This window comes from Paenibacillus radicis (ex Xue et al. 2023), assembly GCF_024722015.1.
Taxonomy (GTDB): Bacteria; Bacillota; Bacilli; order Paenibacillales; family NBRC-103111; genus Paenibacillus_S.
This window is the reverse complement of sequence record NZ_JANQBD010000063.1, coordinates 1-12,496: the sequence shown is the minus strand read 5'-3', so window position 1 is coordinate 12,496 and position 12,496 is coordinate 1. Positions and strand designations below refer to the sequence as shown.

The following is a 12,496-nucleotide window of genomic DNA, read 5'->3' as shown; positions in this document are numbered from 1 at the left end:
GTAACGTTCCTGCTGGGATGTTTAACTCTTCTGCAATCTGCGGAACGCTCTTTGTCTGTTCTTGAATGTACTTTACTGTCTTTTCTTTAAACTCATCACTGAACCTCTGTCTCATCTCACCCACACCGGACACCTCTTCCTCTTTGTAATTTAATTATCTGCATTCTCTTATGAGGTGTCCACTTTTTATTCTAGATCTAAAATTCAAGCTATAAGACTTGGAACGCTATTTTCGGAGTAACTAACTTGACATTTTCCTGATAATTGCACGGAGTGCGCAATACTGCCATACAATGCCGTAACCGAACCATGAACCACGAGCCATGAACCCGATACCCGCGATTAGCAAGCGTTGGAAAGCTACCTCATCTTATGCGTCACTGAATACACAAGAATGTGCAAAAGAGCCTTCAACTATTAAAGTGGAATTGAGGGCTCTTTTGCAATGAAGGGTTGCCTCAAAATGTCTTTTGGGACAGCCCCGTTTGTACGTAAAATTTAATGTGCAGAACCTATATGGCTGTCTGCTGTGATACACCAAATGACTACAACTCCACCATAGCCTTAATCACTTTGGTCTCCGGCTTGAGCCAGCTGTCAAAATGCTCAATCATTTGTTCAAACGGTACTCGATGGGTGATGTAGCTCCCTACGTCGATGCTTCCGCTTTTCACTGCCTCCATAACGTTGTCAAAATCCTCCTTGGTTGCATTCCGGCTAGCCAGCAGCGTCAATTCATGCCTGTGGAACTCAGGATCATTAAAGCTAATATCCGCTTTTACCAATCCCACATACACCAGCTTTCCTCCATGAGCGACAAGCCCGAAGGAGTCCGTCATGGAACGCAGATTTCCTGTCGCATCAAATACTACCGTCGGGAAATCGCCCCCGGTAATTGCTGCCAACTGCTCCTTAGGCTGATTCAGCGCATTGACCGTATGATCGACTCCCGCCCATCTCTGGCAAAAGGCTAACCGTTCATCATTGATATCCATAGCAATGACTTGCGCGCCGCGGTGCTTTGCGAATGCCATAACTCCCAGTCCAATGGGTCCTGCTCCAACTACAAGCACAGTCTCACCGCTTTTTAGCTCCGATCTTCTTACAGCATGCGCACCAATACTAAGGGGTTCCAATACGGCGGTTTGATCAAGTGTAAGTCCGTTCGTCTGAATTAAGTGAGTAACAGGTACGGACAATAGCTCTCTCATTCCTCCATCACTATGTACGCCGAGCACCTTCAAATCGGTGCAACAATTGGTTTTACCATTGCGGCAAGCAATACATGTCCCGCATTGCATATAAGGGATAATCCCTACTTGATCACCAACCTGCAGTCCAGCTTCATTGGGTCCAACTTCTTCGATTACACCAGCGAGCTCATGTCCGAGCACACGTGGGTAAGAAAAAAAGGGCTGATTGCCTTTATAAGCATGCAGATCCGTACCGCAAATGCCGATTCTTCGAATGCGAACTATCGCTTCACCAACTGCCAAAGACGGCTCCCTCATCTCGACAAGCTTAAATTTTTCAATTTCCTCACATACAATACCCCTCATGATATTGCCTCCTTTTCGTTATACTCCGGTCTGCCGCTAACCCATGTCTGGTTGTGAATCGGTGCCAAAATAGCAAGCACTTCCTTCAGCAGTTCTTCATCGATTGGTTCTTCTGTCCAGGCAATGTTTTTGCTGATGTTATCCGGATTCGCTGTACTGACCAGTGTGGTTGGAATCTGTTCGTTGCTTGTCGAAAACTGCACAGCCAGCTTAGCGATATCCGCTCCTTGGCTTACACAATGCTCAGCTGCTTTTCGGCAAATATCCTTCAACTCTTGACTTCCTGGATGCCATTCAGGTGCGACTCTTGTTCCCAACAGCCCCATCGATAGCGGTGATGCGTTGACAAGGCCAATTTGTTGTTGCTCAATGAGCGGCAATAAGCTTAGAAGCGATGTATCGTTTAGCGAATAATGGCAATAGGATAAAATCGCATCAACCTCGATTAGAGGAAGCATCGTTTCAAATAGCTGCACCGGCAAGCCGGAAATGCCGAAATACCGGATCTTTCCTTGCTCTTTCAATTGATGAAGTGCCGGAATAGCCTCTTCTACAATTTGTTTCGAGCTGACAAACTCAATATCATGCAGAAACAGCATATCCACGTAATCCGTGTTCAGACGCTGCAGGCTTTCTTCGATACTGCTGATGATCCGTTTGCCCGAGAAATCGAACGTATCCGCACCGTATCTGCCTGCTTTTGTAGATAATAGAAATTGGTCACGCGGAAGCTGCTTGATTGCCTTACCAAGTACCGTTTCTGCCTTAGTCAGGCCGTAGTATGGTGAAACATCGATAAGGTTAATACCTTGATCTACTGCGGAATGCACCGTTCGGATTCCCTCTTCTTCATTAGCATCCCGAAAAACACTTCCTAGCGAAGATGCCCCATAGCTCAGGATGGATACATCCAATCCGGTCTTGCCCAGTTTTCTGTATTGCAAGCTGCTCACTCTCCCTCACAGGCTCAGCCCTGCTGCTTAATGACACCTTTTTTCAAAATAATGTTTGCGTATTGCGCTCCCTCGCCTGTAGCAACTACGACATAAGCCTTCTTGGCTCGCTCGTAAAATGCAAATCTCTCCGCATATTCAAAGGGCTCTTCCAGAGAAGTGTGGCTTTTCAGAATATCTTGGTACCGCTTCCAAATAGGAGTTTCAACTGTATCCCCGGGAACCTTGTCCATCAGCGCCGCTGTATGCTCCACGTAGGTGTCCAATGGAAATAATTGAAGAATGGCCTCCAGCAATTCCGGAATCGGATGCCCATCACAGCGAACCAGCCTCTGCGCGATACTTGCTGCCGGAAAGTTGGCGTCTGCTAGAACAAGCTCATCTCCATGCCCCATCTCCATCATTATTTTTAACAGTTCAGGTGAAATCAATTTGGGAATTCCGATCAGCATTTACATTCCTTCCTCTCATGAAAGAATTCATTCATACCTTAGCTCTATTTTACCAACAAATAATAATTAAAAAATAACCTATCCTTGCAAATTTATACTCTTTTTTGCTATCATTTTAACCATGATCTACTTATAGATGCAAGGTTTTTTCTTACCTTAGGAGATTAATTATGAATCCGATTCGAAAACAATTCGACTCCAACAGCACATTTCCATTTTCGTTCGTTTACAGAGGCACCAAGAGTACACAAACTGAGCTTCCCGACCATATTCACGATTGGTACGAGCTTGTCTACGTATACAGCGGGGCAGGAACCTTATTTATTGATCAAACGATCTATGACATGCGGCAGGGAGATCTCTTTGCCATTCCCGGAAACACGATCCATCGGGCATTGCCAGATAAAGACGACCCTGTTACCTCTACAGCTATCTTTTTTAGCCCCATACTGGTACAACATGCCTCTTTCGGTGACTCCTTCTCTTATCTTCATTGTTTCGAACAGCAGAGGAAACAGAAAAACTATAAATTCGAGCTTATGCCGCAACAGCAGCAGGACCTTGAATTAAGTATTGAGCAAATTCACCATGAAATACAAGCCTCAAGTCTCGGATACAGGCAAGCCATTGTGCTCCAGCTTCAAACCATCCTGCTTCTCCTGAATCGGCAAACCGGGCCGAATGGCGGCCAAAATGCTGTTGATTCATCAATCGGACCAAATTGGATGAAGGAAATTCTGCTTTATATCGATGCCCATCTATTTAATGATATCGGATTATCTACGGTTTCCCGCAAAGCATCCGTTACACCTGCGCACTTCAGCCGTGTTTTTAAACAGACGATCGGAATGAACCTGACGGAATACATCATGACGAAAAGAATCATAAGAGCCAAGGAACTGCTGAGCATAACCGATCACAATATCAGCCTTATCGCAGAAATGTGCGGCTTCGAAACATTACCTCATTTTCACCGCATGTTTAAAAGGGTGCTCGGCATAACACCAGCCGCGTACCGCAGAACGGCCAAGAAATTTTAGTAAAAACAGGGGCGCCCAGCTGTTGTCCAGGGATCTGGATCTGCCCACTGTTCTCCTGCTCTCCTGCTCTCCTGCTCTCCTGCTCTCCTGCTCGCCCGATTTCCTGCGGAACGTCGTTCCGCTAAATGTCTTGCACACCCGCTATTTCATGAAGTAGCGGAACTACGATGCGTTATTGCGCCCCCGATCGGCTGAAATCCCACATTTCAAAGAAATAAGGGATCCTTGTTCCGTTTCACATAAATGAACACGTGTGCAGATCGAAATAGCGCATCCCAGTTCCCTAAACCGCCATTTAGTGATGACCCTGCATATCCCAAACCTCAAAACCATAGAAAAATACCCCTACAGCTATGGGCTATAGGGGCTAAGTTTAGTTTCATTTTCTGGCTCATGAACCTCGATTACTTCGACGCCGAAGCGCCATAACGTCCCTCCTACAATCGCCGGCATCCAAAGAAATCCAGGCAGCAACGTCAGCATCATCCATCCTCTCCCTCATTCTTTTCCTCCGTTCTAACCTCTTTTAACAAACCCTATTCAATACGAGATAGGCCAAGTCCAACATTGTGTGAGTGTCCATACTATTTGAAAAAACAATTTTATATATTGACATGATATATATCGAACTGATATAGTAACTAACGAAGCATTATAGAAAATAATGTAAGTTTAGTTTCTCATTTGGAAAACTATCAGGAGGCTCTTTCATGAACAGTCAAGATGTTATTCTCGGAATGCTTATGGAGCGTTCGTTATCCGGTTACGAAATCAAACAATTGTTTGAAGAACTATTCTCTTACTTCTACAGCTCCAGCTACGGAACGATTTATCCCATGCTGCATCGGATGGAGAAAGAAGAGTTGTTAACCAAGGAAAATGTACCTCAAGACGGTAAACCTAATAAAATTGTGTATACCATAACAGAAAACGGAAGAAAACAGTTCAGCTCTTATCTGGATAGTCCTTTGGAAGCTGATAGCTTGAAATCGGATTTTTTGATGAGGCTTTATTTTGGCCGCTTTGTGGGGTATGACAAGGTCATTGTATGGTTGAAGCAGGTGCAGCAGCATACAGAGAAGCAGTTAGAGCAGTTAAACAAGAAGTATACACTTTATAAGGATCAAATCCATCCGACCCAGAACATATGCATTCAAATTGGGATCAAGGAATATAGCGCCAAATTGGAAATAATCCGTGAAGGATTAGAACAAATGGAACAATTAGAACAAGAAGCGAGGGGTTAGTGTGACCGGATCAGGCTCAAATAATAAGCTCATTATTCTTGCCATGGCACTTGGATTATTAATGTCATCCTTGGATAATACAATTGTTGCATCATGCATTAACAAATTAAGCGAGGATTTTAATGTTTTTGATAAAATAAGCTGGATATTTACGGCCTATATGCTGGCGGCAACAAGCACGATGCTAGTATTTGGAAAAATGTCCGATTTATTCGGCAGGAAGATGTTCTACATGATTGGAATCGCCATGTTTCTTATCGGTTCTGCGTTATGCGGAATTGCTCAGAATGTCGACCAGCTCATTTGGTTTCGTGTCATTCAAGGCATTGGCTCCGGTGCTTTATTTCCGATTAGCTTCACTATTATTTACACAATATTTAAAGATCCGAAGGATGCAGCAAAAATGTCAGGCGTATTCGGAGCGATCTTTGGCCTCTCTTCCGTTGCCGGACCGCAGCTGGGCAGTTTTATTGCTGAGCATTTGGGATGGAGATGGAACTTCTATATTAACGTACCGATCGGCCTAGCCTCTATGATTGTTTTGATGTTTGCTTTAAAGGAAACTCGTTCTGAGCGCAAACCGAAAATAGATTATATAGGAACATTATTTCTGATCATTACAACCGTTTCATTAATGCTTGCGCTTGAATGGGGAGGCAAGGATTATGCTTGGAGCTCATGGCAGGAAATCAGCTTGTTCGCCATATCAGCTGTAATCGGGACTTTGTTTATTCTAGTTGAGCGGAATGCAGCAGAGCCTGTGCTCCCGCTAACCCTATTCAAGAATAAGATGGTATTGGGAACAAGCATCATTTGCTTCTGCCAAGGCGTACTCATGTTCTCGGCGATTACTTATCTGCCCAGTTTTACGGTTGGGGTATTAGGTAATAGCAATTCTAATGGCGTATTGACACCCATGATGGCTTCGTTAATTGCAGGAGCTATACTATTCGGCTTCTTGCAGTCGAAATTCACCTTCCGTACTCTAATGCTTATCAGTATGCTCTTGACCATCGTTGTTGCATCGCTGCTATCTGTCGTTAGCGCTGATGTTTCCAGCGGTTATATGATCGCTCTTATGATTTTGCTGGGCTTGGGTGCAGTAGGGCCTTTGATGAGTGTTGCGCAGAGCGCTATTGCTGCAAATGTTGATCCCAAATACATGGGCGTAAGCTCATCCATCGTTGGCTTCTGGAGAAATATTGGCGGCATATTAGGCGCTTCAATTATGGCGACAATCGTAAATAACAATTTATATAGATTAATAACGGAGGGTGCGGCTAAAGTCGGTATTCCTGACGATAAAATCAGCTTATTAGCTAATCCCGAACTATTGATGCGTGCTGGAGGTACAATCGACCCGCAAATCCGGAGGTTTCTTCAGGAGGCGTTAGGTACCGCCATTAATCACGGCTTTATACTCAGCATTTGTGTTGGCAGTATTGGTTTGATTACAGCCATGTTTGTAGGAGCCAGCAGACTGGATTCCACAAAAAGACAACCATCCAGTGCATCGCATGTGTAAAATTTGGTGAAAGCAAAAAAAGATATAGAATCTTTTCTTCTTCTAAACTGGTACCCATATACTGACACTTTGAAAGTGTTAGCGTATGGTTACCTTTTTATTTAGAGGAAAAGTCTATATCTTTTTTATAGGTTCTTAATCAGTAACTGTTTCATTTATTCCGCTAAATTAAATTGCCATCCGATTCCGAATTTATCTTTTAGACTACCATAGCATTTACTCCAGAATGTTTCCTGAAGCTCCATACCTACAGTACCGCCATCTTTCAGTTTATTAAATAAAGATTTAATTTCCTCCACGTCATTAATAACAATTGATAGGGTTATATTGTTACCTGCAACAAACGGCATCCCCGGAAAAACATCAGAGAACATTACAGTACTACCAAGGATGTCAAGCCGTGCATGCATAATTAAATTTTTGGCTTCTTCTGGTAGGGTGAAGTCCGGGTGAGGCGGTGCTTCTTCAAAGGACATAATCTGCGGATTGGTTACGCCAAAAACCTGCGCATAATATTCTACCGCTTCACGACAGTTGCCATTAAAATTCATATAAACATCAATAGCCATTTTCTTCACTCCTAGAATTAAATTTGGATACATTTTCATATAGTATCATTTAACTATATATACCAAATTATACGTCAGGTAAATATAACCTGCCAAGCTGATGGGCAATTGCTGCTGATATAGTCCTAGGATCAGCATTTTTTGTTGAATTAGTGGCCTCTGTCGTGAATGGCCGCTTTTTTTCGCTTATTTGTGAATTTCCAGCTTGTCAAGAGATTCATCATACCCCCATGTTAGCCCGCCATCTTTGCTTGTTAGATAAATGGTTCCAATGTCTTGGAGTTCCTGATCTCTTACGGCAATAGGAAACAGGCCATCACTCCCATTGAATATAGGCGTGAGAGGGTTCTTCCTGTAATCGTTAAACTTTTCCGGCAGCGTGACGGAGAGCCTTTCCCATGACTTTCCACGATCTTTGGTCCAATAAATGACTGGCCCGTAGTCCATATAGTATCGGAAGCCTAAAAAACCAATATCTTTGTTATAAAAACCAGCAGCCGTCAACTGTTCCGAATAAACATCATTTGCGTTCCCAATTTCCTCCCACGTCATTCCGCCGTCCGAGGTTTGGTACACGTAATTCAATGAACTTCCGACCCCTTGGGAAGCGCCGCTAACAATCCAGCCATCCCTTTTCGTTGTGAAACCGATGAATTTTGTCTCAAATCCTTTTGCGCCTTTGATTTCATACTCGTTCCATGTTTTTCCTTTTTCATCAGAGATTAATACATGCAGCGGCTTTGATGCTCCATTCGCAAAACCGTACACGATGGCCGTTTTATCCTCCGATATATAAAGCCCTGTTTCATCTTTGCTCATTCCCATAACTTTCCCCGTTGTATCTAACTTCAAAGGAGCTTTCGCAGTTACGGCACCGTTTTGGTACGAAATCGATATACCGCCTCCCTGGTCAACCGAATACGAATTACCGGCATCATAGGAAACGATTTGTTTGCCGTCGAACCCGTAGGAATATACGGTGCCCGGTTTAATCGCCGAACTCTGTCCATTCACACTCATACAAGCGGAGAGCAGGCCGACCGCCCCAATCAAAAGCAAGATGGAGCAAAAAGGAACGACCCCTTTCCGTTTTTTCTTCCTATTCAAGATATTCACAAATCGCTGCCTCATGGTATGTTTCCCTCCTGAAAAGCTTTTCGATAAAACCAATTAGCCCGCATCTTTATGTTGCATCACGGATAAAATCGCTTCACCATTTTTCTTATGGCAGGTAAGGCGCTGCTGTCGTACAACCGTGTCGTCACAGTAATTTTCAATACCGGTACGGTAGTACATATAAGACGATTTTCAGGAAGTAAAAGTTGCTTGACGGATTCTTCCCAATACCCTTGCATGTCTTTGCATATTTTGGAAAATGGGTCCCTACCTCCACTAGACAGCGATTCATTGATTTTTGTTTATTTTTGGAAGAGAATTTCATTTCAGCCTCAACACATCAGGAGGTTTTCATTTTGAATTTGATCATCCCATAGCTTTTATAGAAAATTACGGCTCCAACAATTATGGCAATAACGAATACAAGCAGCAAATTACTATACAGATGGGCTTCGGTTTGCCTAACTAAAGGATTAACAGGGAAATTCAACAGCTTTTCATCCAATACTCTGCCGACCAAGGCGGTTCCTACAGCTCCCGAAATGAAGCCGACCAGATTGAATAACCCCATCCCTACGCCCGTCTGATTCATTTCCAATGTTAAGGATACACTGTTGGCCAATGCGGTTTGAATGAACGAAAATCCGATATACATAAGAACCAGTGCTGCCGACATCAACCAGGCGTTAAAACCGAGCAAAGAAGAAATCAACAGCAGACTGACCGTCAGTAGCAGAATTCCGACAGCAACTACAAAGTTATTGCCCCGTTTATCCGCCAAGCCTCCACCAATCGGTCCAAAAACTACAGCGCTGATAGCCCCTGGAAACAGAATCCAGCCAATAGCACTTGCACTCAGCCCCTTTAATCCGCTTAGCATTAACGGCATGATAAACATAATTCCCATCACGGTACAAAATAGAATAAATCCAACAATCAAACCGCTGCGGAACAGCTTGTTTTTAAGCAAATCAGGTTCGATAAAAGGCTGGTCGACTCTTCGGATGTGAATGATGAACCAAGCGAGCAGCACCAGGCTGGCCGTCAGGTAATACCAGTGAGGTATGGTGAAAAATAAAATTAAAGATGCAAGTCCGAAGCCGATCAAGCAAGCTCCCGGTATGTCTACCTTTCCGCTGCGAACCTCTTCATCAGGAAGCACCTTCCGGAAAAACGGGATGGATATGAGTGTAATCAAGGGTATCAAAAACAAGAAAGACCAGTGATAAGCGGATGAAATAAAGCCTCCGATAACCGGACCTACCCCAACGGCAAATGCTACAGCGGAATTCAGAATACCGAATACTTTGCCCCGGTCCTCTGCAGAAAAATATCTGGCAACTACAACCATGATTAACGCGGGAATGGCTGATGCGCCAGCTCCTTGTATCGCTCTTGCCACAATAACCATCGGGTACCAGGACTGGCACAGAATACCCAGAATCGATCCGACATTGTAAACGACAATCCCAATGACAATCAGCCTCTTCAGACTGTAAATGTCGGATAGCTTACCGTAAATGACGGAGCCTATTCCGAAAAAAATAATAAAGGTGGTCAATACCCAGCTGACGCCCGACGGAGTCAGCCCGTACTGTGCAGCAATATTCGGCGTGGACACATTAAACACCGTCTCGTTCAGAACAGCGAAAAAAATGATAAATATAATCCATGGTGCCGTTTTGCGTAAATCAAGCGATGAACTGTTAGCACTCGGTGAAGCATTTGAAGCGTCCAGCATAAATTCACTCCTATTCTAATATCTATTTTTATATAGTAACTATATTATTGTAAAAATTATTCCTATCAATCGGTATGGAAAGCTTTATTTAGAATAAAACCTTCCACTCCTGCATAAGGTTTAGTACCAAATACTCGGGCTTGTGCCAGTATACGCAACTGATGTCAATTACTCTAACACAATAACCTAGCCTTAGCTTACGAAGCCAGCTGTTGTTTTTCAAAAACCCAGTTCATGCTTACGAAGCCAGTTTTTGTTTCACAAAAACTTAGAGGAGGCGACCAGGATGGCTATTTCTTTAATTTCATTACACTGGGTTTATCTGTTATTAATCGTAGTAATCATCGGATTCATGGTATTTCGCAAGGACACGACTATTTTGTGTATTGCAGGCATCTTTATTTTGGGTCTGCTGGCTACTGGATCCTTAAGTCATTCCGTCAGCGGTGTCTTTTCCAGCTTTATTTATGCCATTAAGGAATTGCTCGGGACCATATTGATTATTTCCATAATCGTGTCTATGGGCAAGGTGCTGACCCAGACCGGTATTAATGAGACGATGATCGCACCCTTCGCCAAGTTGATTCGTACACCTGCACTTGCCTATTGGATAATCGGAATTGTGATGATGATCACCTCTTGGTTCTTCTGGCCATCACCCGCAGTTGCGCTCATAGGAGCTGTGCTGCTCCCGGTTGCCCTGCGGGTAGGCTTGCCTGCGCTTGGCGTTGCAGCGGCGATGAATTTGTTCGGGCATGGCATCGCGCTGTCCGGTGATTTCATCATTCAAGGCGCTCCGAAGCTAACGGCGGATGCGGCAGGAATACCGGTAGGCGATGTGCTGCAAGCGAGCATACCTCTGGTCATTGTAATGGGCGTAGTTACCACTGTAACGAGCTTCTGGCTGCTGCGGCGAGACATGAACAGCGGCAAGCTGCAGGCTGGCAGCTATGCCGATATGGAGACGGCTGCCGCTGCTGCGGATTCCTCTGCTGCGCAGGGCGAAGGAAGCTTGTCACAAGCGAGCCGCAGATGGTTCGCCTTGCTCATCCCCATCCTGTTCTTAGCAGATGTAGTAGCGATGTTCATGCTTAATCTGCAAGGCGGTGATGCAACAGCACTTGTTGGCGGCACAGCCTTATTGATTATGCTGCTTATCACGTTAATCGCCAACAAACAGAAGGGCTTGGAGAAAGCTACCGGGTATCTGGTGGAAGGCTTCCAATTTGGCTTTAAAATATTTGGACCTGTCATTCCAATTGCCGCCTTCTTCTATCTCGGCGACTCTGCCTTCATCGAAATTTTTGGCAAGGTGCTGCCGGCAAATTCCCATGGCTTGGTCAATGACCTTGGCTTCGCCTTAGCCCAAACCGTACCGGTCAACAAAGGGGTCGGAGCTGTTACGCTTACTGCAGTCGGTGCGATCACCGGTCTCGATGGCTCTGGATTCTCAGGCATTTCTTTGGCCGGATCCATCGCCAAGCTATTCTCCACCGCCATTGGCTCCGGAATCGCTACCTTGACCGCACTCGGTCAAATTGCCGCTATCTGGGTAGGCGGAGGAACATTGATCCCGTGGGCACTCATTCCCGCTGCAGCGATTTGCGGTGTTGATCCCTTCGAGCTCGCGCGCCGCAACCTGAAGCCGGTAGTAATCGGCTTGGCCGTAACTACTGTAGTGGCTATGTTTCTTATCTGACCTGACTCATGAGCTCATTGTAACAGCTAAGTATGTCATCTACTGTCATGATTAATTTAATGTTTAGTAAACTAAAATGGGGCTGCCCCTAGCCGGGCAGCCACTTAACTTTCCAAAATAGAACCTTATGAAATGATCTGCTGGTATAGCTTCACAGCTTGTTCCAGCTTCACGTTGGTTGGCTGCTGCGGACTCAATCTTGCTACCGTTCGCAAAACAAAGTTCCAACTTGGCATAGCCTTCGTTTACGAGTAACTCCGTGACAGCAGTAAAAATTTTCTCAGCAGGTCTTTCCCCGCTCGGAACAAAACCGGTAATTGTACGAAAGTCCGGGGGTTGTCCGGCATTTAACCACATGAAAGAAAGGCGATAGATGGAAATTCTCACGTTAGTCCAGCCTGGATATCGTTTGAAATCAATATAGCTGGAAAAACTCCAGCTAATACAAGTGATATGGGATCATATCAGGGTAGCGTCAAGAAGTTTGTGTAAGGTAGGTTTATCCATCGGGACGATGGATAAGAAAAGTTAGTTGTTTGAATATTCAGACGTTATAAAGGGTGAGGGTGCAGCCCAAGCGAAGGCGCGGGAGCTG

General features: G+C 44.6%; 11 protein-coding genes. 4 read left to right on the top strand and 7 right to left on the bottom strand.

The window, feature by feature from the left end; translation table 11 throughout:
• From NV381_RS37805 to fucU, 4 genes are all read right to left on the bottom strand, one after another.
• A partial coding sequence (locus tag NV381_RS37805; protein WP_258212789.1) for a transposase occupies positions 1-115 on the bottom strand: 115 nt, incomplete at its 3' end.
• A 430-nt stretch (positions 116-545) separates the two neighbouring features.
• Complete coding sequence (locus tag NV381_RS37800) at positions 546-1,559, bottom strand: zinc-binding alcohol dehydrogenase family protein (protein WP_258218417.1); 1,014 nt, start codon at positions 1,557-1,559, stop codon at positions 546-548.
• A complete protein-coding gene (locus NV381_RS37795; RefSeq protein ID WP_258218416.1) occupies positions 1,556-2,503 on the bottom strand; it encodes an aldo/keto reductase in 948 nt (315 codons plus the stop codon). The genes NV381_RS37800 and NV381_RS37795 overlap by 4 nt, the downstream gene beginning before the upstream one ends.
• A gap of 23 nt (positions 2,504-2,526) precedes the next feature.
• A complete protein-coding gene (gene fucU / locus NV381_RS37790; protein WP_258218415.1) occupies positions 2,527-2,964 on the bottom strand; it encodes an L-fucose mutarotase in 438 nt (145 codons plus the stop codon).
• A gap of 170 nt (positions 2,965-3,134) precedes the next feature.
• Here fucU and NV381_RS37785 point away from each other — a divergent pair, with 170 nt between their 5' ends.
• From NV381_RS37785 to NV381_RS37775, 3 genes are all read left to right on the top strand, one after another.
• Positions 3,135-4,004, top strand: coding sequence for an AraC family transcriptional regulator (locus NV381_RS37785; protein WP_258218414.1), 870 nt, complete (start codon positions 3,135-3,137; stop codon positions 4,002-4,004).
• Between the two features lie 710 nt (positions 4,005-4,714).
• The gene (locus NV381_RS37780) at positions 4,715-5,251 is read left to right on the top strand and encodes a PadR family transcriptional regulator (protein ID WP_258218413.1); all 537 of its coding nucleotides are present in this window, start codon (positions 4,715-4,717) and stop codon (positions 5,249-5,251) included.
• A gap of 1 nt (position 5,252) precedes the next feature.
• Complete coding sequence (locus tag NV381_RS37775; protein WP_258218412.1) at positions 5,253-6,776, top strand: DHA2 family efflux MFS transporter permease subunit; 1,524 nt, start codon at positions 5,253-5,255, stop codon at positions 6,774-6,776.
• A 155-nt stretch (positions 6,777-6,931) separates the two neighbouring features.
• Here NV381_RS37775 and NV381_RS37770 read toward each other — a convergent pair whose 3' ends face one another.
• From NV381_RS37770 to NV381_RS37760, 3 genes are all read right to left on the bottom strand, one after another.
• Positions 6,932-7,345 (bottom strand): VOC family protein, encoded by a 414-nt coding sequence (locus NV381_RS37770; protein ID WP_258218411.1) that lies wholly within the window; start codon positions 7,343-7,345, stop codon positions 6,932-6,934.
• Positions 7,346-7,531: 186 nt separating this feature from the next.
• On the bottom strand, positions 7,532-8,476 hold the full coding sequence (locus tag NV381_RS37765; protein ID WP_258218410.1) for a WD40/YVTN/BNR-like repeat-containing protein: 945 nt from the start codon (positions 8,474-8,476) through the stop codon (positions 7,532-7,534).
• Between the two features lie 325 nt (positions 8,477-8,801).
• The gene (locus NV381_RS37760) at positions 8,802-10,202 is read right to left on the bottom strand and encodes an MFS transporter (protein ID WP_258218409.1); all 1,401 of its coding nucleotides are present in this window, start codon (positions 10,200-10,202) and stop codon (positions 8,802-8,804) included.
• 286 nt (positions 10,203-10,488) lie between these two features.
• On the opposite strand from NV381_RS37760, the gene NV381_RS37755 reads away from it, so the two are divergent.
• Entirely contained in the window at positions 10,489-11,901 is a 1,413-nt protein-coding gene (locus NV381_RS37755; protein WP_258218408.1) for a hypothetical protein, read from the top strand.
• The last annotated feature ends 595 nt before the right edge of the window (positions 11,902-12,496 follow it).

Coding starts and splice junctions, on each gene's coding strand:
- NV381_RS37800 (WP_258218417.1), bottom strand. CDS start 1,559: ATGAGGGGTATTGTATGTGAGGAAATTGAAAAATTTAAGCTTGTCGAG.
- fucU (WP_258218415.1), bottom strand. CDS start 2,964: ATGCTGATCGGAATTCCCAAATTGATTTCACCTGAACTGTTAAAAATA.
- NV381_RS37785 (WP_258218414.1), top strand. CDS start 3,135: ATGAATCCGATTCGAAAACAATTCGACTCCAACAGCACATTTCCATTT.
- NV381_RS37780 (WP_258218413.1), top strand. CDS start 4,715: ATGAACAGTCAAGATGTTATTCTCGGAATGCTTATGGAGCGTTCGTTA.
- NV381_RS37770 (WP_258218411.1), bottom strand. CDS start 7,345: ATGGCTATTGATGTTTATATGAATTTTAATGGCAACTGTCGTGAAGCG.
- NV381_RS37765 (WP_258218410.1), bottom strand. CDS start 8,476: ATGAGGCAGCGATTTGTGAATATCTTGAATAGGAAGAAAAAACGGAAA.
- NV381_RS37760 (WP_258218409.1), bottom strand. CDS start 10,202: ATGCTGGACGCTTCAAATGCTTCACCGAGTGCTAACAGTTCATCGCTT.
- NV381_RS37755 (WP_258218408.1), top strand. CDS start 10,489: ATGGCTATTTCTTTAATTTCATTACACTGGGTTTATCTGTTATTAATC.